Origin of the sequence: Dehalobacter sp. TeCB1 (assembly GCF_001707455.1) — a bacterium.
Lineage (GTDB): Bacteria > Bacillota > Desulfitobacteriia > Desulfitobacteriales > Syntrophobotulaceae > Dehalobacter > Dehalobacter restrictus.
Genome location: NZ_MCHF01000056.1, coordinates 156,139 through 182,588, shown reverse-complemented (window position 1 = coordinate 182,588; position 26,450 = coordinate 156,139). Strand labels below are relative to the sequence as shown.

Genomic DNA, 26,450 nt, shown 5'->3' with positions numbered 1-26,450 from the left:
CCCCCCTACATCTTCAGCTGGGTGTTTTCTTCAGAATCAACCTTCCAAACCCCGTTTGCCTGAAGCAAAATAATTCTTTCTTCATATTTGCTTACCCAATAGTTGCCCCCATTTTGCGCTGCATTAATTACGATGGTCAACTTCAGGAAAGCCCCTTCTTGATTATTTAACTGGGGGATTTGGCTAAAACTTATATCGTCAAGGCATAAAGACTTCACTTGTCTGGTATCCTTATTTTTGATGCTTTCCGATTTGAAATTCGGATAAAAGTTGTCCAACGAATTTTGGAAATTTGCCGTCGTGTAACTGCTTCCCGGCATTTGCGACATTGCCTCAAGCTTTTTATAATCGGTAGATTTGAACTCTACCAGCCACCTGGCGGCCGCTTCATAAACGACTTTCTCTTTGTCTGTTTTGGTAACATTGTTTTGGACATCAACCTGATGCCCCAAGCTATACAAAGATAACCCGGAGTTGGCGGGAGGTTTCTGCTCCGGCTCCGGCTTGCTTGGCTGATCCGGCTCAGGCTTTGGCTGGACTTTGGGCTCAGCACTGGACTCAGCTTTTGTTTCGCTTTTGACTTCCGGCTGTGGAACTTGCTCAGGTTCAGCCTCTTTAATCGGCTCAAGCTCCTTTTCCGGGCTTTGAATATTTTTTTGAGTCTGGGTATCCTGCTGGACCGGAACATTTTGTACCGGCTCGGCCTTTTTGGAACTGCACCCAAAAAGAATCAAGGACAAAACAAGAAGCAGAATAGAAAATGTTTTAACTCTTAACTTTAACATGGTCGTATCCTCCTTTCGGACCTACCGGAACATCCTCATCACCTATTTTAATATAGGTTTGGGAAAGTGTTTTTTTCTCCGACGGGTCAGCAGTTTTGCGACGTTCGTCCATATTCATCTCCATTTCCTCCAGCTGAGACAATATGGCAAGCGTGATAAACCTTTCCCTGCTCATCCCTATCGAAGCACTAAATCCTTCCGTTCTTTGATTTAAGTTATCCGAAACATCCAATTCCCATTTCACCATATCCACATCCCCTTAGAAATAATTTTAATACGAAAACAAGAATGATGTAACTATATAGCATAAAGAGATCAAAGCGGCTCCGCCGCCGGGGAAAAACCTGCTTTCTACACCATTTGCAAAGGAATTATTATTTTCTCCGATAGCTATCAAAACAAGGGAATCTGTTTTTACATCATTAATAGTTTGGGATAAGCCTTTAACCCGTACAGTTTGGAAAAAGAAATAAAAGAAAGCTGAAAACATGAAGAGAGCTGAATTAAAGAAGAAGGCCCCGGGTGTTAAAAACAGGCTGAGAGCCATCAGCAATTTAACATCACCTCCCCTCATCGCCCCGTGGGAATAGACGAATAAGAGAATTAAGAAAAGGAATAAAAAAGAAAAGCCATAACTTACTGAATATGTTTTGGCGTATATGATATAAATTATCCCAATAACAAAACCGGGTATTGTCACCCAATTATATATTTTCCGCTTCCGCCAATCCGTCAAAACACAAATTGACAGCATCATTAAAGGTACCAAAAATGCTAAATCATTGACCATTTCTTGCATCATCCTTACATTTCAAATTATGGTGAGATTTTTAAAGCAGCGTCTTTGGCTACTTTAATAGTCCAATATGGAGTTGAATTTACGATTTGTGTTAAGCCGCGACTTACTCTGACTTCAATATAAACCACATAGGACGGCTCAGTGATAGCGTGACTGTCTATCGGGCTTACTGCCGGCAAAACATCAGAATTATAGGTTTGATAATAAAGCGTTGCTTTATTAACATAAATCACCGGCGAGCCCGGTAGCGGATTGAGGTTATTGTCCAAAGATAAATTTTTCTTTAACATCTCTAAAAAAACAACATCCGCTTGCGTTGAGTCTATAGCCAAAATACCTTGGTTTAATCTGGCCTGGTCGGTTTGCTGGCTGGCCGCTAAAGCGGCAAATTTTATACTGTCTGTTATTCCTCGTTTTATGTTTATTGCGTGGTAGTAATCCGTCGCCCAGCCAATAAGGGCTAGAAAAATACCCAAAAAAATCAGCAGTTCAATTAAAGTTGAACCCCGGTCGTCTTTTATTATTTTATATAGCTTCTTCATAAACACCCTCATTTAAGGCAAATATTGACTCATGATTGTTTTGGTTACTGTAACCGTCTCCGATTTGGAAACCGGGTTCCCGCTTGACCAATCAGTAAATTTTCGGGGTCCTGTTATGGAAATTGTTATATATTGTCCATAAGCAACGCGGCTTGTATCACTGCCCGACCCTGTAATCGAAAATAAACCAGTATCGACGCCGGTGTGTTTCAGTTGATCTTTAATTAGATTTCGGACCTCTGTCGTAGTTCCTCCAACAATAGCAGCCCTTTCCAACCCGAGATTCACGGCATTAACCATTGAACCCTGTAAGTTATTAAGGAAAAACATCGATATAAATGTGAAGAATATCGCCATCCATAAGGCAAAGACAATCAAGAATTCAATCAAGGTAGATCCGCGTTCATTATCAGGGTTTCTCATTGGCTTTTTTCGTAATTTATGCATAATTGTAAGCGGATAGCATACGTCTGAACATATACTATCCGCCCTCTCCCTTCCTCCTCACAGTGAGGAATTTTTTCATTAAGGAGTCGTGATATTTGTTATACTGGTATTCATATCCGTCAGTTTACCCCGGATTGTAACAAACAGCACCGATACGGCTGCCACCGTGGCCAGAACACCACCGAAGATCCAAATAATATTTTGAACAAGATCTCCGCCTTCATCTTTGTAAAGGTTTTTTAGAATTTTTCCCATAAAAAAAATAACCCCCCTTCTTAATTAAGTTTGCTCATTCCGGCTGAGTCATTTGCTATTTTGGCTGTTATTGTATTGTAAAGAACCACTGCAATGCCTATCGTTGCCAGAATACCGCCGAGCAGCAAGACGATATTTTGAACAAGATCCCCCCTTTCATCATGCAGCACAGTTGCCAGATAGCAGACAATTTTTTTCACATATTGCCACCTCCCTACATTATTTGACCAAGGCTTTGGTTTGCCTGGTATAGCAGCGGGACAAGAATGATTACCGGGATCATAATAAAAGGAATTGCGGTCAAGACCTCGACAAGCATTTTCTTGTTTTTATACCGCCTTATTTCTTTTAATCCCTCAATATATTCAATGTCCCGTGACCGGCTTGCCAAATATGCAACCATATTTGAACTATCAATGGTGATAGATTGCATTAAAATATCCGCTAGGTTTTTTAATTCATCAATATCGGTTTCTTTACTCAATTTTGCAAGTGCAGGTTTTGGCCCTGTAATTGACATATCTTGCAAGAGTTTTTCTAAGTGAGGCCGTAATTTATTTGTCGCGAATAAGGCCCCGCGAATAGAATCGGGTATTGTTTGTCCTGCTTTTCTTAAATCAACGATATAGGTCATGATTTCCGACAACTCATTGATGAGATCATTTTTGTATTGGTTGTAAAAATACGTAAGAATAGCCGTAGGCGCTATTATCCCCACAAAAAAACCTGTACAGATCAACCCTGTTGCCATCAGCAAGTCTTTTACAGAAAAGCCTGCAAAGCCAAATAAGACCGCAAATATGAAAGGGGATAAATTCTTAATAGTCTTATATTCCGTATATCCTATCGGCATTGGTTTTCCAGGCTGTTTGAGTATTTCCAGCATGTAAGCTGAACGATTATGCCCTGGCTTTTTGCTTAATAATTTAGAGATATAATTTGCCGTCTTTTTGCGAAGTTTTTCTAAACTAGATTCCTGAGTTTGTCTATATGAAAGCACAGTAGTGTGAATAGAATTTATTCTTTTAGACTCCTTACGGTTTGTCCTAATAAAAAACGCCGCAAAAAGCAGCATTAAACCCAGTGAAATTCCTATAGAACAAATCAACACCATATTCATCACTAATCCTCCATTGATAAGAATTTCAGTAACAGAGCAGCCTCAATTAAAATGGAGATTATTATGGCATTGATATAAAGATGTCCTATTGAGGATTGTTTTACCAGGGCGATTGAATCCGGCCAAACAAGACTTACGCCGAAATACGTAAGAATCATTACCAGCGTAAAAGCCACAGCTTTAGAGATTAGCGGATTAAGATCCTCTTTAATTGATTGGGCCCTGTTTTTTCTTGATCTGATTTTGTCTGAAAGCCTGTATAAAAGATCTTCCGTGTTGCCCCCGGCCATTCTCGAAGAAACGATAACGTTGTAAAAATCCCTGAAAGACTGCAGTTTTAGAAGTATCGATATTTTATATATAACCGTGTCGAATTCTTCCCCATTATTGACCCGGGACTGGATTCGGCTAAACAAAGAGCGCATTTGAGAAGGCATGGCAGCAATTGAATCCCAGGTTGCAGCTTCAAGATTATTACGCACAATATAATTGTTTAATATAAGATTGAAAGTGTTCAAGGCTTGTTTATTCAGCATTCTTCGCATACTGTGATAGATTAAATTTAACAATACCCACGGGATCATGAAGCCGACAATCATAAAAATAACAATCCCGAAAATATTATGGCTTACGATTATAGCCCCCGGATTCTGATAGATTGGATTCGGAATTTTTTCAGAAAGGATCACTATTGACAGGAAAAAAGCAATAAAACAAAACCCTATACTAATAAAAAAAAGAGCTTTTAAGCTCAACTTCAAATTTGTAATATAGATTCTTTGATTGTAATATCTTGCAAAATTACTCATCCTATTGTTATTTTTCACTTTGTCATGCAAATAGTTTATTCTTTTATTTATGAAACCTGATATTTGCTTCTTTTCTTTTTTCCCGAGAAACCATACAATTACAGACAATAAAAGCCCAATGCTTATTCCATAACAAAGAACAAGCCTCATACCAACCACCTCTTAACATCACCAGCATTTTTTCTGCCCTTGGCAATAAGACGATAAGCAAGTTTTTTGCTTATGGGGTTAAAGATCATTTTCCCGTCGCTATCTCTTTTAAAAATATCTTTAATGACAATATTGCACTCCGGATTCAAATCCAATTCAGCTACTTGGGTGATTTCAATTTTTCTATCCACGATCCCCAACTGAATAATAATATCCACTGCCGTAACTATTTCAGTGTTAATTACCTTGTCACTGACATTGGAGATAGCTTGAACCTTGGTTCGTAATTCCTGACAGCATGATTCAGCATCATAGGTATGAATTGAAGCCATTGTATTTGCATGACCGGAGCGCATGGCCCGCAAAGTATACATTGCCTCGACCGGGAAACGGATTTCACCAACCAAAATCACATCCGGATCCATTCTCATAACCTGCGGATAAATTTCCTCTACACCTATAGGATTGTATTTAGTATCGCGTTCAAGCATTTCAACAACCTCAAGGCCAGGGTAGTATTTTGCCAGCTGCAGCTCCGGCCCGTTTTCGATAGTTATTATCCGCAAACCGCTTTCGGAATCGCCAGGACCGTTTTCATCCGGAATAAGATCTTGGAAAATCGAGGACAGGGTACGGATCAAAGTTGTTTTTCCGGTGTGAGTCCCACCGCTGACTATAATAGTAGCTCCCGCTCTTACCACATCCCGAATAAAATCAAGCTGCCGATAGGAATGTCCTTCGCTTGGAATACTTTTATTCTCTTCACAATCTTTATTAAGAGAATTAAGAGATCTGGTTTTCTCAGCTATTTTTAACGTCCCGATCTTTTCAAGTTCTTCCAAGGAAAAGTTTTTATCCCTGAATCTCCGGATATTTAATGTAATTCCGTGGCTGGGGACGATTGAGCTTTTATTGATTACAACCCTGCTTCGATCGGGAAGCCAAGCATTATCCACCATAGGGCTACCCTCGTTAGCTTCTGAGTGGCAGGTGAGCAATATTCGTTCTGTTATTTTTTCAAGGTGGGACAGATCTGTAAACTTAATATCCTTTGCTAAATACCTGATTCCATTCTTTTTATAAGTAATTTGATACGGACCATTTACGCATATTTCTGTTATCTCCGGATCAAGAAGAAGGTCATGGATAACATCATACCCAATAATGAATTTATATACGCCCCAGGCAATTTCATCGATACTCATATCGGGTACATCCAGTTTCTCATGCCGAATGATATCTTTTATAACATTGCGGATTTGTTTTTGACATTCACCTACCCCGTAAATAGCATCATTAAGCAATTTTTGGTGATTTTCAGTCAATACTGACTGGATAATACTTGTTGTTTTATCTAGATGATTTTTGCTATCTGTGTCATATGCTTTTTGTTCAACAGCTTTAGCTGAACTGATTCTCATTTAAATATCCCCCAATTCGAATTCCGCATCAAAAAAATATACGACGTTTTTTTACGGCTTTATATAAATGAAGCTGCAACAGAATGTTTTCAATTGATTTATCAAATTTACCGCATTTTAACAATGGCATCAACGAAACAGTCGCGTTATCATAAATTACCTTGGAAACACCCGGAATTGTTCCGAGCAACGGCAACGCAAGATTGCTCTCAATTTTATTTTTTGTGTACAGTGCCTTATTTGAATATTGGTTAATGATCAGTTTGAATTTGCTTATTTCCATATTTCGGGCATGCAAATTGTTAAGCCATTTAGCGGTGTTTTCAATTGTGTTTCTGTTCTGGTCAACAATAACCAAAACATCTGTTGCTGTTTTAAGCGATACGTCTGTAGGAATAATCAGCGTATCGCTTTGTACATCAATAAAGAGAATATCTACAAGACCGGACAACTCAGAGATTATTGTACGAGCTTGAATATCCCCAAGTTTATCTATCAATTCAGGTTTTTTTATTAATCCTGTCCAACATAATAAATTTGGAAGGTTCTTATTTATGTGGGCGTTTTCCTTAAGTAACTCGTGATAAGAATATTTATCCTGCCAAGACTTAAGGATATATTCAATCGAGCTTTCTTTATCTTCCAGATCTAAAAAAAAGTGGAGACAGGGCGTTATTAACGAAAAATCCAACAACCCAATTTTTAAGTTTGTTTCCTTTGCCAGTTTTCGGGCAAGATTGCAAGCAAGTGTCGACTTTCCAACACTGCACACACTCCACAACGCGACTATTTTCTTCACCTGCTCATTAACCGCTTTATTTTCATCAGCCATAAGATTTCCTCCCATAACATTTACTTTTGAAGCTGAAGCAATGAAACAATAAAATCTTTGCCAATATTCATCTGTGAATTTTCGATAACATTGTTTATGTTGTATAGATCTTTGGCATTCTTATCGCGCTGCCCCAACGAAATAGTTCCCATTGTTTCGGCCTGTTTTATTACTAAAAACTGTTTAGGAGTAACCTTTGCAATAATTTCTACTGGGATGCCGGTTGTTTGTTCACTACCTGATAAACTCACAACAGATGCTGATTTATTTAAATTCGGGATATCTGCAGATGATAATATCTTCCCCGATGAATCAGCAGTCGCTTCAATAAATAAACCCGTGACAATATATCCTGAAAGCGATAAATTGCCTGTTTGTTTCGGGTCAAGAGTTAAAACAAGGTCGACGGTTTGTCCGTATTTGGCGAGACCGGCAATGGATCCGTTGTAATCTGTTTTGAAGGCGATTAATCGGGAATTCTCAACCTCCGCCTTCGTGTTTTGTTCTATCTTATCCAACCGCACCGGATCGCCTTCTTTTAAAGGCCAATTAAGAGACTTATTTACTACCTGGTTGATACTTGCTGCAACTCCTGAAGGCACACTTTCCCTTGGAACATTTTTAACTTTCAATTGTTGTGCGCTTATAACGGTATCTTCAGTAATATTTGTGGCGGCATAAACCACAGAAATCAAACCTTTTGCATAATCCATATAAAAATAAAGGCCTATGCCGCTCCCTAAAGCGATAACCAAACCTAAAATAAATAATATTCTTCTCAAAAAAACCACTCCTTAATTTATTATCACCTTCAACAAATAATTTCAGGTTTTCCGAGGAAATAACCTTGTCCGTAGTGAGAACCGTTTATCCTTGCAGCCTGCAATTGTTCACGGTTTTCTATGCCTTCAACTATCACCTTGGTATTCATTCTTGTGGCATGTCCGACAAAAGCCGTTATCAGGCTATCCCGGCTTAAAATATTCTTTGATTGGATGAGGCTTTTATCAAGCTTAATATATTCAGGCTCGACAAGACACAAAGATTCTAATGTTGCCGAACCGGTACCAAAATCATCTAACGCCAAAATAAAACCTAAATCTCTTAGGACATTTAGGGCCGGAAAGCAAATTTTATCCGATTCCGTTATTTCTAAAACTACATTTTGACCTTTTAAACATTCCCAAAAATAAGGATCGGGGAAGCTTGGATGAGCGTTAATAAACGTCTTTCCTTTTGTACTTTTTCCGATCCGGCATATTTCCACCAAAATCAAAGTTTCCAATTCCAGCACTAAATTATTTTGGGCAGCCTCTAAGAAAACTTTATCGGGCCTAAGATTTCCCCATCGGGCTAATGCTTCAAAACCGAATACCTTCATTTTCTGCAAATCCCAAATTGGCTGAAAAGCTATTTCTGTTTTTATCCTGCCGGACAAAATATTGTCCAGAAAACAGGCAGAACTTTTTGATTGGCAATCCGTGATAATCACCCGCCTTTACTATCAAGATAAGGAGACAGCTATTCAAAAAATTTAGGTCTGCCAATCATATAGAAGCCTGATGAACTTGCGCCGGAAACACTGGTTACCGCTACATTGTTCTCTCCGGCATTGCAATTGGCAATCAACATATCTCCGTTTTGCTTGCCAACAACTATGCCCACATGGCTTAAGTCGAGATAGAACGCCAGATCCCCCGGCTGTGCGTTGCTCCAGTTTACCGGCGTACAGGCGGCATACTGGCTTGAAGTACCGCTTCCTATTATATCTACAGCATCTTTATTATTTTCCGCGTTGACGAATACCCATGCCACATATCCTGAGCAGTCCAGTCCGTAAGGCCGTACTGCCCCGGTGGTTAGGCTTCCCTCAGCTGTTACCTTGGTAAGTGTTCCCCACCGGCTGTCCCAGCCGATGACTGTGGATTTGCCGCCCCAAAAATAGCTTACTTTGCCGATAAGGGAATAAGCTGCCAGAACAGTATTTCTGCGCTGTTCATCTAAATCCGGCGGCAGGTTTTGTGAAATAGAAGCGATTTCCTGCGGAGAAAGAGTAATATTCGTATAGCTGCCGATAAGCTTCATAAATAGCTCTCGGTATTTGTCCTGTATCAACTCATTCAACATCCCCACTTGCTGCGGATTGAAATGATATTGGGCGAGCATGTCCGAATAAAATTTTGCGGTCACACAGATATGCAAAACAGTCTCGGTACTGGTTGTTTTCCCGTCCGTGTGCTCAATCGTTTCCAGCCAGTAGTCGATTTTATTCATATTCCAAAAGATGTCCCGCATTATTCCCAATTTTGTGTCGTCAAGGGTGGCAACTTCCATGCCTTTTTCCGGATCGGCAGCCACTTTCACCGCGTAAACTGCCAGGACGTCCCGCCAGTTGCTGACCATAGTGCTGTTGCCGTTGTTGGACAAATCCAGCGTATCATGCGGGTTTTCCTTCTCTATCTGTTCCAGTTGTGCCGTGAATTCTCCGTTCAGCCGACTGACGGCCTCCGACATTACCGGCGTGTTCTTGCCGCTGTCTTCGTTGGAAAAGAAAACCCCGAAAACCGAGCTTGACATAAGCCCTACAAGGCATACCAGCAGGATAACTACAACTGCCGCCCAGCCTCCTGCGGCAATCATAGCAATCAGGGTCTTTAATGCTGCAATGATCGCTTTAATTGTGGCCACCATTGTTTTTGTCGCCGCTTTTGCCGAGACAGCTGCTACTCTCGCTGCCGCCCGCGCTGCTTGTACCGCCCTTTTGGTGGCTTGTGCGGTTTTGGAGGCGCTTTTTGCCGCCGACTGTGAGGTCTTAATGGCAGTCTTAGCACTGTGCTCAGCGGTTTTGACCGTTCTTTGCACCGCTTTAATCGTACCTTTAGCTGCTTCCTTTACAGTTTTTTCACCGGCTTCGGCAGATCGCTTAATCGTACGCCCTGTTTGGCCGGAGGTATTGCCGATCTGCGCAGCTGCTTTTTCTACCCGTTGGAAAACAGGGTTTTGGACAGTCTGCGCAATTTTTCTTTCAGCCGCTTGTTTTGCCTGAGCTTGAGCGGCTTTTTGATTTGACGTCTGCATTGTTTTCCTCTGAACAAATTTCTGCTCTATCCTTGGACTGCTGGTTTCACTTTTAGAGATATGCCGCGCCTGATTCCCACTTAAAGCACCAGAATATGAAGCATCTGTATTCCCCATTTGGCGTTTTCTGATTTTTCGAACCGCATTTTTGCCGTAGTTTCCCGTAGCATATCCCGCTTTACGGGTAATGGTTTTCGTGCCATTTTGTACTCTATTCCCTGCATTGTCCACATAATTGCAATCATCGTTTTGCCCGTTCTGTTTCGCCTGATCTTTGGTGCGGATATAGGCATTTTTCATTCTGTGGGATACATCCGTGACTTTATCCAGCGCTTTAATGTCCTTGATAGTCGATTTGATTTTGATTTCTTTCAAAGCGCGTACCTCCTTCCGCAAGTGAACTCAAGTTTTTCCTGCAAAATTACCGTTCCTTTGTGGAAAAATGCGGCATTGGATGCTCTAGACTCCTGCAATATTCGGGATAACGCAGCCGGATTGCTTCAAAAAAGTACGGCGCAAAGCGACAGTCAAACAGTTCATAAGGTGTTGAGTATTTCTCTTTTTCGTCCTCCGTCCACCCGTTCCAAAGGTTAAAGGCCAGACGGCACAATCGGGTAGTGCCGCCTGTCTGCCAAGCCGCCACAAGGTTTTGTGGCCGGATACAATTCTCCTCAAAGTTAAACAAGGAACGGATATGGTTCCTTGTTTCCGCACTGATTCCCATCGTGTAAAAAAACGCCCTGTGGTACACGTCGGTATTGCCTGCCGCTGCGAGCATATTGAAATAAAAAGCCTCATGCTCTTTGTTGGCAAACCGAATATTTTCCATTGTCTTTTCCTCCTCAATAATGATGGAAAAAGCCGTCCGTTTATTTGCCCAGCCTTTCGCCTTAGCTTATAGGGTTAGACTTCCGCCTGTTCCCCCGGTTTTGTGGTCATCAAGCGGTAGAGCTTGGTGTTGCGCGGGAATTGATCGGCGAAGGGTACAAGGGAGCTTCCCACCTTAATCAGACCGTTCCCCGCATCCACGTTGGTGATGTAGCTTAACTGAAGGTCGGAAATATTTAAAAGCCTGGCAAGCTCCATTCTGTCTGTAGAAGCCTGATTGAGCATGACAATAAACTCAGAATTCGCAAGCATTGTTCTTGCCGTGTGGCTCTGCAAAAGATCGTCCACATTCTGCGTGATGCCAGTGCAAAACGCCCCGTATTTCCGGACGCGCTTCCACAGGGTAAAAAGAAAATTGGCGGAATACTCATGCTGGAACAGCAGATAGATTTCATCAATGATGATGAAGGTGTTTTTGCCTTTTGCCCGGTTCTGCGTAATACGGTTCAGGATACTGTCCAGCACCACCAGCATTCCTATGGGGAGCAGCTGCTTGCCGAGGTCAAGGATGTCGTAACAAATCAGGCGGTTGTTCACGTCCACATTGGTCGGTTTGGCGAAGGTATTCAGACTGCCGCTGGTGAACAACTCAATCGCCAGAGCAATTTCCTGTGCTTCCGATTCGTCCTGCTTTAAGAGTTCCGCGTGAAAATCTTGCAAGGTGGGCGCAATTCCCTGGAAATTGCTTTGCAGATACTTCCGGTACACGCTCGCGGTGCAACGGTCTATCAGGGATTTCTGCTTGGCACCCAGGTTTTGGCCGCCGATTAACTGCTCACACAGGGACAAGACAAATTCGGATTTCAGGATGACGGGGTTTGCTCCGTCACCGTAATCCCGGTTCATGTCCATAGCATTAATGTGGTTCGGGGAGGTCGCGGAAATATGGATGATCTCGCCGCCCATTGCTTTGACAAGGGAGGAATATTCGCGCTCCGGATCAATCAGGATAATGTCGTCGTCGCTGGACAGAATCTGATTGACAATCTCCCGCTTGGCAGTGAAGCTCTTGCCGGAGCCGGATACCCCCAGAATGAAGCTGTTGCCGTTTAAAAGCAGTTTGCGGTTGGCGATAATCATGTTTTTGCTAATAACGTTCTGCCCGTAGTAAATGCCCCCGTTATGGGAAATTTCCTGTGCCCGGAAAGGAATAAACACCGCCGTGCTTTCGGTGGTCAGCGTCCGGATGGCCTCGATTCTCCGTAGGCCGTAGGGCAGGGCCGTGTTCAACCCGTCCATCTGCTGGAAAGTCAGGGTGGAAAACTGGCAGAGGTGCTTCCGTACGGTGGTAAGCAGAGTTTCGGTGTCGCTGTCCAGTTGTTCCTTGCTGTCCGCAATGTGCACCATCGTCAGGACAGCAAACATCATCCTTTGATCACGGGTGGTGAGGTCGTCGAGGAATTCCTTGCTTTCTTTGCGCTGTTGCTCCATATCGTAGGGAACAACAGCGGAATAATTGTTGCTCTGATTCTGCCGCCTTTGCCAGTTGGTGATATTGGTTTCCACGCCGAGCAGCCTGTTTTCCACTTCTCGCACGGCTTCGTCCGTGGGAATGGGGATGATATCCAAAGACAGCATCATACTTCGGTTTAAGTCGCATAGCTCGGACACCATGCTATCCTTGATGTAGCTGGCATATTCCCGCAGGAAGATGACGCGCCCGTATTTATTTCCCATGCGGAAGTGGTCTTTTTCAAATTCAAAGGTGTCTGGGCAGATATAGTCCTTAAAGTCGTGCCCTTTTCTCATCATTTTGGAAAAGTCGAAATGAAAATCCGTTTCCTCACCGGAACGGAAAAAATCGTGCAGGATGCGCAGTCGGTCGATCGCATCCAATTCCACGCACTTAGAACCCAGATGGGAAAAATGGGTGATCAGGTCGATGCCGATGCGGGAAAAATAGTTCCGTGCTTCCTCAACGTTCTTTTTCAGCACCGATACAGTTACATATTTATCCTGCACAATACTGTTAGAACCTGTGGTTTTATCCAAAAGCATCTGGTTGTATTCCCTGCGGTATTCGTCCAGCCCATCCTCCATTAGCGGGATCAGGATGGAGCTTTCAAAGTCCGCTTTGTTTAAGCGGCGGTTGTTGATGGTAATTTTGGTGGTCGCTCCGCTGTCAAAGGAATTGAGAAGCTCCGAATAGGAGAGAAACATCGCTTCCTTGTCTTCTTTAGACGCCACCGCGTAGTTAATGTCCTCAAAGCGAAAGGATTTGGAAAACTTGTTGCCCACCCGAAATATCCCATCCGGCCAGATGGCACGGACAGGGATAGCCTGCTGGACGCCTTTGGGTACGACAAACCTTTCTTTATCCTGCTTCATGATTTTTTGCAAAGTCTTAATCATGGCGTTTCCATTCCTCCTTTTCGCGGTTTTGAATGTTCTGTTTCAATGATTCGTAATAAACATTCGTCGGATAAAAGGTCAGCTTTTTGGGTATGAGAAACTCCGATTTGATATACGCCCATAAAAACTGCTCCGCCGTCATGCCGTGGTATTTGATAAACCCCAATGCCGCAAAGGGAAACGCCCCCAAAATGCACACCCAGCTCACAGTTTCCGTGCCCAAGAAATTCCGCAGGCCGAAGTATATGCCAACGGCAACCGTGACAGCCAATACCGAAAAAACGAACTGCCGCATAGACAGTCCAAAAAACAAGCTTTCCGTGTAATCCCGGATTTCCCGGTTGATTTTGACTTCCAAAATTCAATCGCCTCCAAATAAAAAATAGCACCTAAATAAAGCGCTATCGGAATTTTTATCGTTCCTGCCGGTTTTCTTTGTGCTTTTCTTTCTCTTTTTGGATTTTAAATACCAATTCGTCAACCTTGCGGTTCTGAGACATAAAAGCCTCGTCCTCCCTGAGGGGGATACACTTTTTCATGGCTTCATCCCCAAGTTTATGGAGTTTTTCCTTTTCTTTTTCCAACTTTTCGTTTAAGCTTTCCTTTTTCATCCCGGTACCTCCTTTTGTCTTAATCAGCGCAACGCCCTTCCATTTTTTTCCTTACTGCGTCATAATGGAATCAGAAAAGGAGGGTTAATTGATGTTGTACGTATCGATCTGCATATTTTTGTTGATGTTCGTGTTAAATTTCCTGTTTAAAATTGCGTCGTTTTTCCGGTTGGGTATTCCCCTGCTTTATGCCTTTGTCGTGCCGCTTTTCTTCGCGGATTGGCTTCATAATAATGAAGCCCTCGCCATGGGCATCTGGTATGTGCTGATCGGTCTTGTCTTATTGAGCTGGATTGTAAGCATCCGCAAGAAAATCCGGCGCAGACGGGAGCTGAAGGAGAGCCGATATAATGAGGACATCAATACTTGACAGCCTTACAGTCCCATCATCTCCCGCACCACGCGGTCGGCCATTTTCACCGCGCCGACCAGCACCAGCATATTAAAAATCAGTTCCCCGACGTAGGACCATACCATAGTCACGGCGCTGGCGCTGGTATCCACCACCGGCGGGGAGGACGCAAAAACGGAAAAAATAATACAGGCTAGGACAATAATCGCCCCTTCCAGGCAGGTGGCGGCATAGCCTTTTAAAAAAGATACGCCAATGCTCTGGCTCGGCTCCCCTGCAAAAGAGGACAAAGGCACGGGGGCAATGGCGGTGTATAAATAGAGTTTAAAAAACCTGCCGTACACCGTCATGATCATAATGAAAGACAGCAACGTGATAAACAGGCCGCCGATCAGCGTCACGGCCCATAAGGGGATGCTCTCGAAAAATCCACAGTTTTGAATCGCTTGGACGATAGGTTCCGGCAGGACGGATTGGTCAGCCGTCCCGAAGCCGACACTGCTCATGATGGTAGAGATAATCCCCTGTACAATGTTGAAGAGCGCCATCATCAGATCCAGCCCGTAGGTTACGACGGCTTTGGCCAGGGCGAACCGGATGAAAAGCTTCAGGGCGTGTTCCGGCTTTTTGACTTCCGCAAAGCTACCGCAGGTCTTGGCCACGCCGATGACAAAAAACAGTACCAGCAGGGCAAGACCGATGGCCTGCAGCGCGCCGTGAATATTTACGATGACGTTCCAGATACCGCCGCCTTTAAATTCCGTGGGCGATTGGGAGATTATTTGGAAAATCTCCGCCAGCTTTTCGTTCCATGTTTGCAGGGCGATATTCAGATTGTCGATTACCCAGTTGCCGCTTGACACAGCGTAATCACCTCCTTAAGTACATTGGGGGAACAGGCTTTTTTTTCGTCTGTTCCCCTTAAACGTGTGACGCTTCATCCGCCTGTAATAAGAGCCAGAATCTCTTTGGCAAAGGTAATAATCACACCGCCCGCCAGGGTCAGAAAGCCGTTTGCCCTCTGGGACGGGTCATGAGATTTGAGGGAAAGGCCAATTTGCACAATGCCGAAGCCTAGCAGGATCATCCCGATGGCGCGGATCAATCCGAAGATAAAATCGGACAGGTTGTTGACGACGGTTAGCGGATCATTTGTCGCATAAACGGATAAGGGAAAGAGGGCAATTATCAGCACGAGTACGCTATAAACAGCAATCGTCCTTTTTGTTTTTTTAGACATTTTCAAAAGATAATACCTCCAGATATTTTTTAGGATTGCAACAGGGTTTCGAGTTCTTCCTCGGAGAGAAGCTCGTAATCGCCTTCTTCGTTTAAGGTTGCGGTTTTCCAGTCCAGAGCATTTTCCGTACCTCCATGCCGGTACGGCTCACCGCCGCCGTCAACCGTCAGCTTCAAATTGGGATGTTTGAGAATATTGTATTTGTCGTCCATAACTGCCTGTTCGCCCCGGATGAACAGCAGGGCATAGCGGTTGTCCAGCATCCGTACTTCGTCGGGAGTCAGAAGCTCGCGCCCCGACAACTGGTAATTGGTAGAGTAGCTGCCGTTCCTGCCCCGGCTCTGTCCGTAACTGTTTACGTCGATGGTTTCCTTTCCTAAAAGCTCGGACACATACTTGTGTGTAGATTGCTCGTTGCCACCTAAATATAAAAACTCGTCGCAGTTGCCGACAATGGACTCCCAGGTATCTTTGAACAGGGCTTTAAGCTGCGCCAGATTTTGCAGGATGATGGACACGCTAATCTCCCGAGAACGTACGGTGGAAAGCAGCTTGTCAAACTCGTCTGGCAGGGCGACATTGCTGAATTCATCCATCACAAAATGAACATGAACTGGAAGCCGCCCGTCGTACACGTGGTCGGCAAGGAAATAGAGCTGCTGGAATAGCTGCGTATAAAGCATTCCGACAATGAAATTAAAGGACGAATCGTTGTCGGGTATAACGGCAAAAAGCGCTGTTTTGCGCTCTCCGATGAACGGCAGCTCCAATTCGTCCGTGGCGGTAATCCCGGCTATGGAGGCAAGGTTAAACTTCTCTAAGCGGACACCTAGGCTGATCAGAATTGATTTTGCTGTTTTGCCTGCCGCCAGCTTGAAGATGTTGTACTGCTTGACCGCCAGGTGCTCCGGTTCGCGCATTTCCAGCCGTTCAAACAACTCGTCAAGCGGGCTTTGATATTCCTCGTCCTCCTCCCGGACTTCGGCAGCGGCGATCAATTCCATGACCATCGGGAAATTCTGTTCTTCCGGAGGCGCTTCGTACAGCAAGTACAGGATTAAAGCTTCCAGTAGCGCGGTTTCGGAGCGTTCCCAAAAGGGGTCGTTAGTATTGGAGCCTTTGGGCGTGGTATTGCGGATCAGGTTAGTCACCAGCTTGAGCACATCTTTGTCATCCTGCAAATAGGCAAAAGAATTGTAGCAATGCGAGAGGTGCAGGTTGATAAGATCAAGCACCTTGATTTCATAGCCCTTTGCTTTCAGTAAATTTCCCGAGTCCCGCAGGATTTCGCCCTTGGGGTCGAGCACGACAAAAGAGGTGTTGGCCTGCATAACGTTGGGCTTCGCGTAAAAGCGGGTCTTGCCTGAGCCTGAACCGCCTACCACCAGCACGTTTATATTTCTTTTGTGTTTTCTGCCGTCCAGACCGATGCGGACATTCTGTGTCAGGATTTTATTCCTGAGTCGGTCCTTATTCCTGTATTTTTTGTTGACAGCCGCCGCCCCTCCCCAACGGGCGCTACCGTGTTCCTCCCTTCGCCGGTAATTGCGTTTAGTGGAAAGGTAAATTCCGATGCCAAGACCATAGGCGGCGATAAATAGCAGGATGCATTTGGGCGTGTCCTTCACCCACTCAATGTCAAAAGGATTGTTCATTGCCGTAGTGAGCTTGGAAAGGATTTCAGGAAGCCCTCCCGACAAGGCTGGGGCAATCAGCAGGGCCGCCCACGCTACAGGAATTAAAAAAAACGCAAAGAGTATGAATTCACTCTTTACGGTCTCAGCGCGCCTCATCTTGTTTCCTTCTTTTAAGCTTTTTAGCCGGGGCGTCAATGGTTTTAAGCAGCAGCTCGTCCACAGCGTCGGTCGGACGTTCTTCTTTAATCAGGTCGTTCCTCAGTTCATTTAAGGCATTCACTACTATGCCGTGTTCATAAGTGTCAAGGGTGAGTGCCCGTTCCTCATCTTTCATGCCTCATTCCTCCTAACGTACCGGCTCCTGCCGGAAATGCTCTCTTTGCTGCGCCAGCATCCGGTTCATCCTGCCGGAAATTTCACCGGCAGCTTCCCTTATGACAGAAAGCTCGGCGCGGATCTCCTGTGCATTCATGCTCTCCAGCATTTCCGGAGCGCGGCCAAAGCGGTATTCGCCCGTATCCATGCCGTACTGCCTGCAGAGCATATAGGACACAGAGTAGGCGTGAAAGTCATGGTCAGTTCGGCTGTAATTTTCGTTTCCCGTATCCATTTCCGCATGGGCAAGCTCCTGGGATAAAGTTCGAAAAATATTGCCTGCATCCATTCCCCTCCTGATTTGAATTTCCCTTGCTTCAGGACGGTACAAGGCGTTAACGCCTTCCGGCAGGGCATCGCTGATTCGAATCGGCACGGGCGCGTGTTCCATCAGTGCCTTTAGGCGGGTGCGCTCATCTGGAACTAGCGCAGGGTCTAGCCTTTTGCGGTTCCCAGTCTGGGAAATGTCAAACATCTTTTTCGGATTGTAGCTGATGCCCACAGAACCGTCTTCGCGCTGATATTCATCGCCCGGCTCCAGGATATAAAAGCCGCTTTCCTTTTTGCGGATGAAAATGCCTTGCTCCTTCCATGTATCAAAATCCGCAATTCGAGTAGCATCCGGCTTCTGCGCAAGGATTAAAAGAACGTTGGCCACGCTGTAACGGTCAAAGCGGCTTTGCAAATCTAGATATTTTTGGTAAGCAACACCGTCCTGCGCTACGGTTCCCGCCGCATCGTCGATTATGGAATAAACCAATTCCCGCTGTTCCTGTTTCTGCTGCTTCCATGCCTCTTTGTCAAAAGGCAGGCCGTTTCCGGGGACAGGCTGTTCATTTTCCGGCCTGAACAGGTCGTCATAAGCACTCATCAAGACTTACCTCTCTTTCGGTTTTAATTTTGGAGATTTTGATTTTCGCCTCTTTGGCTTGGCATTCTGCTTCACGGCTAGGGGTTGTTCTTTGACCGGTTCGCGCTTAGGTCTTGCCGCCTGTTCCTTTTGAGCGTCCTTGATTTTCCGCAGTTCTCCGCGGACGGATTTTCTTGGCGGCTCAACACCCTCGGCGGCTTCCCCGCTGCGCTCGGAGATAGGCTCGGACGGACGGGATTTCTCCATCGTCGCCATCGTAGGGTTTGGGCTGGCAACCGGCTCTGCGGCTTTTTCCTGTTGAATGGGTTTTGACATCAGCTCATTTAAAAAATCTTCGGTACTTTTCTCGGCTGGGGTAACTTTGGCGTCAGGCTCAATACGCGACTCCCGAGCGGCTTTGGCTTTTTGGATTTCACTCTTGATGCTTGCCGTATCCACGGTTGCCAGCTTGAATCGTTCCACAATGCGGTTAATCTTGGACGCATCTTCCGCCCGCACCATGATATCGCACATCCCGTCTAGGTCTTTTTTGTCCCACAAGGCACAGTACAGAACGCCGTAGCGCTTAGCTTCCTGTGAAAACTTTTGCAGATCCTCGTTTTTGACCGCAAAGACTTTCAGCTCTTTGCCGCTCCGCAGAAGCCCTTCCAGCCTGGTTTTACCTTTGGTTTTTTTCTGGTCTTTCAAGACTGCATAAAGGTATGTCGCAAGGTTTTTTGCCCCCTCGCCTGATATTTTAGCCATTACCTCAATTCCTTTAAGGCTCATATTGACCATTTGGTCGGCTGCTTCGGCTCCGCTGTTCATAATCTTTTTCCTCCCTTCTTAGCTTATTTTCCTCATTTTTTATGTGGGATAGTTTTTCTTTCATCGCTTCAGAACGGGACAAAATACCCGTGCAAAGCTTCACCTCCTTCCGGAGCAGGGACAGGTTTTTGGTAAATCCAGCAATCTGCTGTTTATATTCGGCAATCCGCGCACCGTCTTGACAGCGGCGCAGACGGTGGTACAGAGATTTGCGGTCGGCTGATAAGGCAACTATTTCTTGCTGCAGCTTGGACTGGTAACTCAAAAGCTGCTCAATGTTTTCAATCCGATGCTTGCCGAGCAGCTTGGTTTGAGCAGTCAACTTTTCTAAATGCTGAATGTCCCCACGCAATAAAGAATGCGTCTGTTTCTTGGACGCGGTGTTATGGGGGAGAATACCCATCTTATAAAGGTAGTGAAAGTATAATGCCTGTAAGCCCTTAAGTTTTCTGGTCTTTTTCGGGTCAGGACTTCTTCCGGTGAAAGTGCGTTTTCGTTTAGGCTCCGCCAAAACTTCCTGCCTTTTTGGAATGCGGTTTTGAAGTATCCGCCCCTTGATGCCATCTTCGCTATAACTGTTTCCAAGGGTCTTTAATCGGACAAATCGTTCCTTGCACTGCGGTCGCACGGCGATATATTTCACGCCTGTTTTGACTTCATAACCCTGTTTTCGGAGAGTAGCAATAAATTGCGTGAAAGTCATGGATGCGGAAATTGCCTTGTCCACATCCTCTCGGATCAGTCCCCGCCAGGTGGGCTTGCCTTCTTGCCCGGCTTTCCATTCGGCATAATGTTCTGATTTGCCCTTTTGCGGGTCTTCAATGACAGAAAGGAAGTATTCCCTGCACAGCCGGTCGGAAGCCTGGCGCAGTTTAGCGTAAGTGGCTTTGTTGTCGTAATAGCGCTTTCCGTCCGCAAAAGATACGGAATTGATTACAAAATGGTTATGCAGGTGCTGTTTATCCAAATGGGTGGAAACAACAACCTCAAAACGCTCTCCCCAAAGTTCCTGCGCCAGCTTTACACCGATGGCATGGGCTGTTTCGGGAGTTGCTTCCCCCCGTGCAAAGGATTGGTACCCATGAAAGGCAAGGATACCGTCCTTTTTTTGAAACTGCAGCTTGGTCTGGGACATTTGCTTATAGGCGGCGGATGGATCGCAATTGATACCGGTTACATAATATTGCATTTCGGTTTTGTCCTCCCGCGCTGCATATTCCAGTACTTTCTGCAAACCCTGTAAATTCTGGCTTGAAAAGTCCTGATTTTCAGTCTTGCCGGGGTTGGCGGCATAGTTTATTACCCGGTCTAACCGGTCTTTGACATCCCATATCGCTGTGGTCGCCATCACTTACTCCAGCTTTTGCGGCGACGTGACCGCCGCCCGGATATCCAGCACGGACTTGCGAAGACGGTTAGCTTCATCCTGGAAAACAGACCGGTCGATATGTCCAGTGGCGTTGGCCTTGGCCGCAATTTGATTCAGGTTATTGCCGATGGCGTGAAGCTTCTTTATCAAGGCATGATAATCTGCCGGAGGAAGCTCTTTGGGTACAAAGCCGTTTATAAGGGTGCGCAGGTAGGTTTCTCTGGAAAACCCCGATTTTTTGGCACTGGCTTGTAGTTTTTCCCTTTCTTCCCGGTTCAGCCAAACTTGGACACGGATATTGCGTTTTCTCATCGTTCTTGCTCCTTTCCCTTAGGATGGGAAAGCTCTTTTTTTTGTATGGCAATCCGTGCCGCCTCGTTAATAATGTCAGGATGTTCATATAGGTTTAAAGCAAAAACTCGTATAGGCTCTTTTTGTTCGGCAGGTGCCGGCTGAATTTCCGGGTAGTGCTTCGCCCAGTCTTTGACCTCTTTGGCGTAGCGTCCGTCCCATGGAGCTTCCCTGATGGTGTTGGACAGCAAAAGAGACACACGTTCCAAACCATGCGTCCCGATAAGCTGTTCCATAAATCCGTTGAGATTGTGGCTGTTGTAAGCATGAGATAAGGCATCGTCTGCCATCATTGCTTTTTTGCAGTCCCGCAATTTTAAGTAATACTCATCTCGCCAACGCTCTACAGTGTCATAATTGTTCATTTGGATCATCATCCTTTCTGAATGGCGCATTGATTTGAAAAAGACACATAAAAATGACGGCAATTACACCGCCTGTCAATGTTCCCAATAGAAACATCATAATATTTTCTTCTCCTTTCAGTTGTATAATGTGCGTAATCAAAAAGCCGCGGTACGGGGAGTTCACTCAGCGTACTGCGGCCGATCCCCGCGAGCGCTTTGATGTGCCTTCATTCATGGTTCAGTGCACAGGCACTTGAAAGCGCTCGCTAGACGGAAAAGGAATACCCATGAGCAAGGTATTCTTTTTGGGGTTTTAGGGGGTATCCCCCTAACAAGCGAATTTGGGAGACCAAATTCAGTGCTTGCTGCAACACAAGACACCGGTCTTGTGTTGCCATCGCTGTTATGGTGGTTTCAGTTATTACCGGCCGAAAAGGAAATAGAATCCTGTCGTCCCTGACCGTAGTATCTTGTTTTCCTGCACTTGTTCTATTTCGATTTTACCTAAATTGGTTAATCAATAGAGATAGCCAGAAAACAGTGAAACCAATTTTTAATATAAAAAGCAAGGAAACTGACCGTTCATATGCCAGTCTCCTTGCTTTTTGTCTTTTTTAATACTATTCAAAAAAGATACCATTTAGGCTTATATTTTAGGTTTTTTTCTCATTATCTCTAGAAATTGAATAATGTCAATCCTATTCTAGCCATCTAAGACGCTTAAATCAGTTTTCAAAGAAACTATTTTACCCATGTCGGCTTGTCGTGGCTTTAATATATCTTCTGGTAGATCAAGTAACATCTCAACCTCACTACCGTTCATTGCTAAACCCTCTTTGGAAAGCTCCTTCATAAACTCAGACGGAGTAAATACATTGTTTACTAAAAGAACCTCTATAGCATCACTTAGTAAAGAGGGTTTCGCTGTTTTAAGAATATTGTCAAAAGGCTCATTCTTACGCCAGTTTTTCTTTTGCATAATTCTAATCATATACTGATACTGATTTTGTGTGATTAGCCCTAGATCACAACTCCTATATAACATGGCGGCAATAGATACTTTCCACTTCTTTTTCAGCTGAATATAGTATTCTAAGTTATTAGAATATACGGATACATCACGTCTAAAGGGAGTCTCTGGAAGTAAAAAAGCCGCAGCAAATTCATTTGCTTCCTTTTCTCTTTCCTTAAATTGCTCTCGTGTTAACGATTCTACATCCTCACTCCATTCGTGAAGCATAATATGTCCTAATTCATGTGCTACATCAAAGTGTGTTCTTACTGCCGTATCTTTATTCTTGGACAATGCAACAAGAAATATATCTCGCCCGTCAACTTCAATAAGCTGACTAAACGCATCAATATCATCTGTTGATGTTCGAAACATTGTTGCAATAATGCCGTTTTCTTCAAGAACTCGGATCATATCCGATATAGGTTCTTCTTCTAATCCCCAAAATTCACGTAGTATCTGTCCAGCTTCGGTAGGAGACGCATATTTTTCATTTTTTGGTAAGTTCAATTCCGGGAACTCAATATAGTCCTTTAAAAAGGAATAAATAACTGCCAAGTGTTCCATTTTAACAGATTGTTCTATTCTGTATTTTTTATTAGTTTTCAGCAATGACCTAAAATATGTCGATCCAGATTTTACTTTGAAAGAATCCGGTTGAATAAAATACTCATAAGGGAATTGTAGCTCCCCTGATAGAGATAGTATCTTTTCAAATGTTGGAGCAATTTTATCGTTTTCATATTGCGATACAGTTTGTTTGCTTACCTCAATCTTTTCGGCCAGTTCTTCAACAGTCAAACCTCTATATAATCGGGCATTTTTTAATCTGTTCCCATTAAACTGTTTCATAATGGTTCACTCTCTTTCTGAGGACAAAGTAAATCTATTCTTGTTTATCATTTTGCATAGATTTTAATGCCACTAATTCCTTTTGCTTTAACCGACGATTTGCTTTTTCTGTAAGTTTTGGCTGCTTATGTTTAACATCGCCCTTGGACACTTTATCAACTTCATTAGACATAATAGGTTTAGCCACATTTAACATATCTTTCTCAGAAACTATATCCAGATCTGAATCCAACATATATGCATTCAAAGACGTTAATTGATCATAGTTTGAGGAAAAAACAATTAGCGCATGATGTTTTATTTCACTAATAACAGGCTCCATAAAATTGGCACAAAGGGAATCCAATAGAGCATTTAGTTGATCATTATCACACTCCGGTTCAGTTATGTAGAACAATTTTTGCTGTTTAACTTTGGCCTGTAGGCTTTTATTAAGTAAAAGCAAAGCTTTAACATATTGCGGTTGACGTCCTCGCTTTGCTTTCCGAACATCTTTAAATCGTGTGTCTTTCATAAAGGATAATATCATTTTGCTTTCCTTATCATAAAGGAGTAAAACTTCCCACATGCCTCGCTTTTTAGTAGAGTATAATACGTTAGTCTGAAAAAAGCTTTTGATAAGATTTCGATTGATAAAATCCCAAATCATAAATGGCCTTGAAATATGAGTTTCTAATTCGAGATGACTTTCTGCTTCCTGATAATCTTCCCCAACAGCTTGAAAAAGACTTTGATAAATTTTTTGAATTACTTGTTCCGAAATTCTATCTAAATCATTTTGTTGTCCCATTATAGAACCCCCACAAAATTATTTCCTTTATAGTATTTTACTATATTTTTAAATTTTGTCAAGTGGAGTTTCTAAATAATTTAATATGTCAATTTGTGTTACTACCATTCAAGTTTATCATTGTTGTATCCCACACACAAAACACTCCAGTACTAATCAGCTATGACGATACAATTGATTCAATAATAAGCTTTATGGCATCCCTGAAACCCTTCTCATAGGAAATTTCAGAATGAATAGATCCTATGCAGCCGGTAGCACGTTCAATATTCTCGATTAAATCTTTTTGCTCTTGGCTAATACCCATTTTAACTAGCTCTTCCCAAGCTTTGCCAGCCTCATCCATATATTTATGGTATTCAACCTCGTTTTGAATCTTTTGATTTATATCTTCTTCATGATTTTTAATAAGATTTAAAATTGACATACATTTTTCCCCCGAAGAATTTATCAATTTACAATACATATATTACATGTTATAGAATCAGTCAATTCTACGATGTAACTCTCATTTGATAATGTTAATTGATAAAAATATGACTCGGGAAAACTTGTGAATTTTCTTATTTCTTTCTCACTATCTGATCTTCCACAGTGCCATTGGATGTGATTTAATACGATCTATAATATCAGCATCATCGAACAGCAGCTCAGGCTTATACTCTTTTACCTCAAACCGCTCTAAGAATTCCTGTTCTTGAGGTGTTACTGCCATTATTTCTGATATATACTCCTTTGCGGCTTTTTTAGCTGAATCCAAGTCGAATGGATCTTGTTTAGTCAACACCGGAACCAAATCCGTCCTGATTTTATATTTTGTAATGCGGTCAATTGCCTCTGTATCAAAGCTTTTATTTATTTCCCTAGCTGATATTGCAGCGTAGAACACCACACATTTTCTGAGAAGCTGTTCCTCACTTTCATCAAAAAGCCTAAATTTAATCATATTATAAACATCATATAAATCCCGAGCCGCAGCTCTGCTTATTAGTGCATTAATCTTGCTGCCGAAAATCTCAAGAGCATTTAGGCAATTCAAGTTATATTCACTTTCGAAGTGTTCTGTAACGATTCTCATTTCTTGAGCCGGGAAAACATGCGACCTTAAAGAATAGTTAATTTCTATCTTTATGTTATCTTTATTGCCGCCGCAATTAACATACTCATAAATCCAAGAATCGAGACTGTGAGGTGTTTTCGTTTTGGGACTGAGCTTGTAACCGCTAAACTCCATAAATTTGGCAAGAGCTGTATTTATTATCATCCTGTTTTGCAGCATTTCTTCTTTACTGTCATTGCTTAAATAATCAAAATCAATATCTACAGATAATCTAGGAAGATTAAACACGGTTAAATTTATTGCGGTTCCACCTTTTAAAGCTAATTTACCCTTCAATGTCGGATCACTGTTTATATGTTCTAAGATATCCGCCAAGCGATATACCTTCTCCAGTGTATCCCGGATAAATCCAAAGTTGGACGCTCTTTGAGCGATATAATTTTTATCATAGTTATACAAGGGGCATTCCTCCCTGCTCTACCATTTGAAACATACCGTCGGGAACAACCAATTTCCATTGATTATTGTACTTGGTACTATCTTTCGTTAAATATCTGGTGCTTTTTCCGATTTTGCTTTTACAGTAATCTATAAATTCACCGGAAAGATGCAGCTGATCTTTATAATGCTCCAGTATATATCCTGTTTTCTGATATAAAAACCGCATGTCATAGGCAGACAAGAAATTGATCAATTGATTCTCATCCAAATAAGGTATTGAAGCGATGCAATTCAAGAGTTCTTCCAGTCCTCCTATTTTTTCAAAATCCTTTATACTATCTACTACAGTACGTTCCTGCGAGGTAATCCGGATTCCCTTTGTGTTTTTGGGAAGGATTACTCCCTCATCAAATTGTGAAGGAACATACCTATAAGTTATGCCTTCGAATTCGAAATCCGTAAACCTTTTCGAAGATGATATATATATCTCGTAAAAAACCTGATTGGATATCCCCATATATTCGAAAGTGGAATGGTGCGATAGATACGCAGTCTCATTGATTGCACAAGCGATGTGATACTTGGAGGCTATTACTTGCCCATCAGCTACATTAACGCAAGTATATAAATTATTTCTTATTTTTTTCACAAACCTATTTTTTAAAAGTCTCTGCACAAGAGAAGAAGCCGTTTTTTTATTGCCTACAAGATTGCAGACATCATTTAAAGTAAAAGTATTCATTTTTGCAAGCTCCGCATAACCGACCATGTTAATCACCTTCTTTAAATCTGACGATATTTTCTTTATTTTTAAAGATTCTCAATCAAATATTAAATATATTATTTCTTTAAATATA

The 26,450-nt window shown here is 43.1% G+C and carries 33 protein-coding genes; 1 reads left to right on the top strand and 32 read right to left on the bottom strand.

Going from position 1 to position 26,450, the window contains the following annotated elements:
* Positions 1-5: 5 nt before the first annotated feature.
* The 18 genes from A7D23_RS12605 to A7D23_RS12525 form a co-directional block, all read right to left on the bottom strand.
* The gene (locus A7D23_RS12605) at positions 6-785 is read right to left on the bottom strand and encodes a hypothetical protein (protein ID WP_025205160.1); all 780 of its coding nucleotides are present in this window, start codon (positions 783-785) and stop codon (positions 6-8) included.
* Entirely contained in the window at positions 766-1,032 is a 267-nt protein-coding gene (locus A7D23_RS12600; protein ID WP_025205159.1) for a hypothetical protein, read from the bottom strand. Before A7D23_RS12600 ends, A7D23_RS12605 begins: the two co-directional genes overlap by 20 nt.
* A gap of 24 nt (positions 1,033-1,056) precedes the next feature.
* Positions 1,057-1,575, bottom strand: a complete 519-nt coding sequence (locus tag A7D23_RS15705) for an A24 family peptidase (RefSeq protein ID WP_141690677.1) — start codon at positions 1,573-1,575, stop codon at positions 1,057-1,059.
* A gap of 26 nt (positions 1,576-1,601) precedes the next feature.
* Entirely contained in the window at positions 1,602-2,126 is a 525-nt protein-coding gene (locus A7D23_RS12590; RefSeq protein WP_025205157.1) for a hypothetical protein, read from the bottom strand.
* Between the two features lie 12 nt (positions 2,127-2,138).
* Positions 2,139-2,549 carry a hypothetical protein gene (locus A7D23_RS12585; RefSeq protein WP_242871531.1) on the bottom strand — a complete coding sequence of 137 codons (411 nt, stop codon included), beginning with the start codon at positions 2,547-2,549 and terminating at the stop codon, positions 2,139-2,141.
* A gap of 102 nt (positions 2,550-2,651) precedes the next feature.
* On the bottom strand, positions 2,652-2,828 hold the full coding sequence (locus A7D23_RS16155; protein ID WP_021315957.1) for a hypothetical protein: 177 nt from the start codon (positions 2,826-2,828) through the stop codon (positions 2,652-2,654).
* Between the two features lie 20 nt (positions 2,829-2,848).
* The gene (locus A7D23_RS12580) at positions 2,849-3,028 is read right to left on the bottom strand and encodes a hypothetical protein (protein ID WP_021315952.1); all 180 of its coding nucleotides are present in this window, start codon (positions 3,026-3,028) and stop codon (positions 2,849-2,851) included.
* Between the two features lie 14 nt (positions 3,029-3,042).
* Complete coding sequence (locus tag A7D23_RS12575; protein WP_021315949.1) at positions 3,043-3,948, bottom strand: hypothetical protein; 906 nt, start codon at positions 3,946-3,948, stop codon at positions 3,043-3,045.
* Between the two features lie 2 nt (positions 3,949-3,950).
* Positions 3,951-4,547 carry a type II secretion system F family protein gene (locus A7D23_RS16450; protein ID WP_242871530.1) on the bottom strand — a complete coding sequence of 199 codons (597 nt, stop codon included), beginning with the start codon at positions 4,545-4,547 and terminating at the stop codon, positions 3,951-3,953.
* A gap of 356 nt (positions 4,548-4,903) precedes the next feature.
* The gene (locus A7D23_RS12565; RefSeq protein WP_021315948.1) at positions 4,904-6,328 is read right to left on the bottom strand and encodes an ATPase, T2SS/T4P/T4SS family; all 1,425 of its coding nucleotides are present in this window, start codon (positions 6,326-6,328) and stop codon (positions 4,904-4,906) included.
* 28 nt (positions 6,329-6,356) lie between these two features.
* Entirely contained in the window at positions 6,357-7,160 is an 804-nt protein-coding gene (locus tag A7D23_RS12560; RefSeq protein ID WP_038603060.1) for a hypothetical protein, read from the bottom strand.
* Positions 7,161-7,180: 20 nt separating this feature from the next.
* Entirely contained in the window at positions 7,181-7,951 is a 771-nt protein-coding gene (locus A7D23_RS12555) for an SAF domain-containing protein (protein ID WP_242871529.1), read from the bottom strand.
* Between the two features lie 20 nt (positions 7,952-7,971).
* On the bottom strand, positions 7,972-8,652 hold the full coding sequence (locus tag A7D23_RS12550; RefSeq protein WP_021315953.1) for an EAL domain-containing protein: 681 nt from the start codon (positions 8,650-8,652) through the stop codon (positions 7,972-7,974).
* A gap of 29 nt (positions 8,653-8,681) precedes the next feature.
* On the bottom strand, positions 8,682-10,613 hold the full coding sequence (locus A7D23_RS12545; protein ID WP_021315933.1) for an NlpC/P60 family protein: 1,932 nt from the start codon (positions 10,611-10,613) through the stop codon (positions 8,682-8,684).
* Between the two features lie 46 nt (positions 10,614-10,659).
* Positions 10,660-11,067 (bottom strand): DUF6075 family protein, encoded by a 408-nt coding sequence (locus A7D23_RS12540; RefSeq protein ID WP_021315956.1) that lies wholly within the window; start codon positions 11,065-11,067, stop codon positions 10,660-10,662.
* A 74-nt stretch (positions 11,068-11,141) separates the two neighbouring features.
* Positions 11,142-13,478: a VirB4-like conjugal transfer ATPase, CD1110 family gene (locus A7D23_RS12535; RefSeq protein WP_021315958.1), complete on the bottom strand. Its 2,337-nt coding sequence runs from the start codon at positions 13,476-13,478 to the stop codon at positions 11,142-11,144.
* Positions 13,471-13,836 (bottom strand): PrgI family mobile element protein, encoded by a 366-nt coding sequence (locus A7D23_RS12530; RefSeq protein ID WP_021315932.1) that lies wholly within the window; start codon positions 13,834-13,836, stop codon positions 13,471-13,473. Before A7D23_RS12530 ends, A7D23_RS12535 begins: the two co-directional genes overlap by 8 nt.
* Positions 13,837-13,891: 55 nt before the next feature.
* A complete protein-coding gene (locus A7D23_RS12525) occupies positions 13,892-14,089 on the bottom strand; it encodes a hypothetical protein (protein ID WP_021315935.1) in 198 nt (65 codons plus the stop codon).
* 91 nt (positions 14,090-14,180) lie between these two features.
* On the opposite strand from A7D23_RS12525, the gene A7D23_RS12520 reads away from it, so the two are divergent.
* Positions 14,181-14,459, top strand: a complete 279-nt coding sequence (locus tag A7D23_RS12520) for a hypothetical protein (protein WP_021315961.1) — start codon at positions 14,181-14,183, stop codon at positions 14,457-14,459.
* Positions 14,460-14,464: 5 nt separating this feature from the next.
* On the opposite strand, the gene A7D23_RS12515 is transcribed toward A7D23_RS12520, so the two are convergent.
* The 14 genes from A7D23_RS12515 to A7D23_RS12450 all read right to left on the bottom strand — a co-directional run bounded on the left by A7D23_RS12515 (position 14,465) and on the right by A7D23_RS12450 (position 26,335).
* Positions 14,465-15,304, bottom strand: coding sequence for a hypothetical protein (locus tag A7D23_RS12515; RefSeq protein ID WP_021315944.1), 840 nt, complete (start codon positions 15,302-15,304; stop codon positions 14,465-14,467).
* 74 nt (positions 15,305-15,378) lie between these two features.
* Positions 15,379-15,681 carry a hypothetical protein gene (locus tag A7D23_RS12510; protein ID WP_052152885.1) on the bottom strand — a complete coding sequence of 101 codons (303 nt, stop codon included), beginning with the start codon at positions 15,679-15,681 and terminating at the stop codon, positions 15,379-15,381.
* Positions 15,682-15,710: 29 nt separating this feature from the next.
* Positions 15,711-17,474 carry a VirD4-like conjugal transfer protein, CD1115 family gene (locus A7D23_RS12505; RefSeq protein WP_021315938.1) on the bottom strand — a complete coding sequence of 588 codons (1,764 nt, stop codon included), beginning with the start codon at positions 17,472-17,474 and terminating at the stop codon, positions 15,711-15,713.
* A complete protein-coding gene (locus A7D23_RS12500) occupies positions 17,461-17,652 on the bottom strand; it encodes a hypothetical protein (RefSeq protein WP_021315959.1) in 192 nt (63 codons plus the stop codon). Before A7D23_RS12500 ends, A7D23_RS12505 begins: the two co-directional genes overlap by 14 nt.
* A gap of 12 nt (positions 17,653-17,664) precedes the next feature.
* Positions 17,665-18,564: a hypothetical protein gene (locus tag A7D23_RS12495; protein ID WP_021315954.1), complete on the bottom strand. Its 900-nt coding sequence runs from the start codon at positions 18,562-18,564 to the stop codon at positions 17,665-17,667.
* 6 nt (positions 18,565-18,570) lie between these two features.
* Positions 18,571-19,371 carry a PcfB family protein gene (locus tag A7D23_RS12490; RefSeq protein WP_068884085.1) on the bottom strand — a complete coding sequence of 267 codons (801 nt, stop codon included), beginning with the start codon at positions 19,369-19,371 and terminating at the stop codon, positions 18,571-18,573.
* Positions 19,322-20,719 (bottom strand): relaxase/mobilization nuclease domain-containing protein, encoded by a 1,398-nt coding sequence (locus A7D23_RS12485; protein ID WP_068884083.1) that lies wholly within the window; start codon positions 20,717-20,719, stop codon positions 19,322-19,324. Before A7D23_RS12485 ends, A7D23_RS12490 begins: the two co-directional genes overlap by 50 nt.
* 3 nt (positions 20,720-20,722) lie before the next feature.
* Positions 20,723-21,052 (bottom strand): plasmid mobilization relaxosome protein MobC, encoded by a 330-nt coding sequence (mobC, locus tag A7D23_RS12480; RefSeq protein ID WP_068884080.1) that lies wholly within the window; start codon positions 21,050-21,052, stop codon positions 20,723-20,725.
* Complete coding sequence (locus A7D23_RS12475) at positions 21,049-21,456, bottom strand: DUF3849 domain-containing protein (protein WP_068884078.1); 408 nt, start codon at positions 21,454-21,456, stop codon at positions 21,049-21,051. Before A7D23_RS12475 ends, mobC begins: the two co-directional genes overlap by 4 nt.
* A 685-nt stretch (positions 21,457-22,141) precedes the next feature.
* Positions 22,142-23,302 (bottom strand): XRE family transcriptional regulator, encoded by a 1,161-nt coding sequence (locus A7D23_RS12470; RefSeq protein ID WP_068884076.1) that lies wholly within the window; start codon positions 23,300-23,302, stop codon positions 22,142-22,144.
* A gap of 34 nt (positions 23,303-23,336) precedes the next feature.
* Complete coding sequence (locus tag A7D23_RS12465; RefSeq protein WP_021315950.1) at positions 23,337-24,092, bottom strand: DUF5986 family protein; 756 nt, start codon at positions 24,090-24,092, stop codon at positions 23,337-23,339.
* A gap of 160 nt (positions 24,093-24,252) precedes the next feature.
* Positions 24,253-24,519, bottom strand: coding sequence for a DUF6809 family protein (locus A7D23_RS12460; RefSeq protein ID WP_068884074.1), 267 nt, complete (start codon positions 24,517-24,519; stop codon positions 24,253-24,255).
* A 150-nt stretch (positions 24,520-24,669) separates the two neighbouring features.
* Positions 24,670-25,611 (bottom strand): nucleotidyl transferase AbiEii/AbiGii toxin family protein, encoded by a 942-nt coding sequence (locus tag A7D23_RS12455; protein ID WP_068884072.1) that lies wholly within the window; start codon positions 25,609-25,611, stop codon positions 24,670-24,672.
* Positions 25,604-26,335, bottom strand: a complete 732-nt coding sequence (locus A7D23_RS12450) for a transcriptional regulator (protein WP_141690676.1) — start codon at positions 26,333-26,335, stop codon at positions 25,604-25,606. Before A7D23_RS12450 ends, A7D23_RS12455 begins: the two co-directional genes overlap by 8 nt.
* Positions 26,336-26,450: the final 115 nt, after the last annotated feature.